Here is a 288-nt window from a genome sequence, read left to right as displayed (position 1 = left end):
TGTTTTTCTTGATGGTAAATTCCTCAAGTGATGTACAAGTATTGAACCAGAACAATATGGTCAAGCTTCCGGTTTCTAATGCTGATCAAATGCCAAAAGATGCGCTGGCATTAGCCGTGACTCACGACGATATTCTTGTCGGTGGCCGAGCGATCGTTAAAGTCGCCGAGCTTCGTGAATTTCAAGGAGAGGTAGAACCTCTGCTTAAGGCTGAGTTAGACTATCAGGCTTCAAAGTCTAACAGCGCAGTCGCGCCAGAAGGGCGTCCAATCACTATCGTTGCCGATC

Annotated in this window: 1 pseudogene; it reads left to right on the top strand. The window is 46.9% G+C overall.

The annotated features are described in order from the left end of the window. Positions 1 to 41: 41 nt before the first annotated feature. Positions 42 to 288: pseudogene (locus tag A3766_RS10410) on the top strand (biopolymer transporter ExbD); the annotation flags it as partial.

Source organism: Oleiphilus sp. HI0132 (assembly GCF_001635845.1).
Note: the sequence above shows the minus strand (reverse complement) of the source record. Positions and strands in the feature narration are given on the sequence as shown.